The sequence below is a fragment of the Vibrio sp. 10N.261.55.A7 genome (assembly GCF_002877365.1).
Taxonomy (GTDB): Bacteria; Pseudomonadota; Gammaproteobacteria; order Enterobacterales; family Vibrionaceae; genus Vibrio.
In genome coordinates, this window is sequence record NZ_MCWZ01000054.1 from 1 (window position 1) to 2,252 (window position 2,252).

The window sequence follows — 2,252 nt, forward strand, 5'->3', positions numbered from 1 at the left end:
AAATTATTGATAATTTACATGGTTGATTCTTGTTGTTGGTGAAGTCTTATGCAATAAATATCATGGTATCTCTATTACTAACTCGGACGTTTGATTTTTGTGAGAACTCAAAGATCCACTGGAAAACTTATTAATTTGATAAGGATTTATATCGTTATTCAATTCTTAGCGTTTGTGTTTTGTTACAACAATGGACCTCAATGCAAAAAGGATATTTTATGAAAGATATGCGAAAGCGAAAGACTAATAAACTTCTTGCTAGAAAACTAGGAGGTTCAGTCCCAATGGAATATGAGTTATCGGAAGCTAGAAGAGGATGTATCTATGCTCTTTCTACCATTGATTTTAAATACCTAGATTCGCCGTTAGAGTTTTCATTGACAGCAAACTATATAGGTGGAGGTGGCGTAGTCAGTCTCGTGAGAGATAAAAGTAATCAGATTATGGAAAAGCTTGGCCTTGAAAGTAATCCCGCTATTCTAGCGGCCAAGAAAGCAAAGTCTAAAGTGACACACGTACTTGATGACATTAGACAGTGGGTCTCTCGCGCCGTTAGGGAATTAATTCAGTCAATTACAGGCTCATACGGTGATGGTATAAAATACATAAATTGGTTTGGAGAATTAGCACAGTATCTAGTCTCTGAACTGGTTTACAACATATCGACAAGTATCGCTTTCATGGGAGTCGTGCAGGGCATTGGGGATTTGGTTGATGGAGTACGGCAAGGATACAATAATTTTTCAAGATTTGTTAAACAGCTCTATCGAGGTAGAGGTGTAAGCGTAGCCGAAGGTCACCCGAGTTATATAGCAAGAGCCATTTCATCTCAATCGATTATATCATCTCTAGAAGGGCTTGCTGCTGCAGGTGTTGCTTCAGCTAAGTTTGCGACAACGGGTACGGGTATAGATTTGATTATAAGTTTGGTTTATAACCTGTTTAATAGATTGTATTTGTTTATAAATTCTATTGTTCAAAAAAAATTATTAATTGGAACTTTGAATCGAGCTAAAAGCGAGTGGGCCAATGATTCTAACTCTAGTCCATTGCATAAGAATCCACATGACTTTAATCAATGGTTTAAAGAACGAATAGTTTTCACACCTGTTATAGGGTATATACTTGTATGTTCGGGTTATTTAGCTCATCCATATAAGTTTATAAATTTATTGGCAAGTAAAGGGAGTTTAATATCTCCAGGGGAGTATCAAAGATCTGAAAAGTATATAAAGCAAATTCAGAGTAATGGTGGGTACCTGTTAAGAAGCTATTCTGATGTACATAATGTGTCAATCAGTTCAACAGATCCCGTGCTTGCGTGCTTGCTTAACTCAGTCACTTCTGGAGAGAAAATATTGATTACTCACGATAAAACACCTTCATTGAGACCTTGTACTAAGTATGCGTCTAGTCAATCTTCTATTGGGGGGAATACCCCGCAGGTATTGGGGAAAGTGACATCGGTTTAATTTTCTACTGAGTGTGTTTGGGACGATTTTGTTTAAATATGGTTTATTTTATACGGATGTTTTCAGATGAAAATATGATTGTTATAAACTGGAATATAACTTGTAAAAGAAGGAATATTAACGATGTCTGAAGTTACTTCATATATGCGGATTGATGGCATAGAGCCGGAAAGTGCTGCAACTGCTTTATTAAATATAAATGGTAAAAAAGGTTTTTTTGTAGTTGATCCCTGGGCTTGGGAAGCAGCACGAGCAATATCTAATACTATAGGTGATGGAAATAATGCAGATCGCGGTATGGTAGCGATAGGTGAGGTGTTAATCAGTCGGAGCAAAATTGATGGTGCTACCCCTTATATTCTGTCATGGCTTCTAGCGCCTGGAAATGAAGGGAAAACAGTCGAAATTGTTTCAACGGTACCGGGGCGTGACGGTTCAGGACTTATTCCGACTACAATTTTAACATTGACGGGTGCACGTTTAGCTCACAACACACTATCTCCCGATAGGTCGACGATGAGTATCGCGTACAATAGTTTTAGTATTGCGTTCTATTTTGAGGATGAAGGAGGAAAGATCGAAAAAGGTCCTGAGATTGCGTATGACCTTACAACTGCTGAGGCAACATCTTTAGCGAAGAAATAAAGATATCAGAAGTAAAAATATTAGACATTGCAAACATTATTCTTAAGGACTTTTTCTGTAGGACTAACATAAATTCTAGTTGGTAAACTAGTGGGTATTTTAAAATTATACAGAACCAATTACACTATATATAAC

The 2,252-nt window shown here is 37.0% G+C and carries 2 protein-coding genes; both read left to right on the forward strand.

What is annotated here, in order from left to right; all coding sequences use genetic code 11:
- Positions 1 to 218: 218 nt before the first annotated feature.
- Positions 219 to 1,472, forward strand: a complete 1,254-nt coding sequence (locus tag BCU12_RS04770) for a hypothetical protein (RefSeq protein ID WP_102403221.1) — start codon at positions 219 to 221, stop codon at positions 1,470 to 1,472.
- Positions 1,473 to 1,595: 123 nt separating this feature from the next.
- Positions 1,596 to 2,117, forward strand: coding sequence for a type VI secretion system tube protein Hcp (locus BCU12_RS04775; RefSeq protein WP_102403222.1), 522 nt, complete (start codon positions 1,596 to 1,598; stop codon positions 2,115 to 2,117).
- Positions 2,118 to 2,252: the final 135 nt, after the last annotated feature.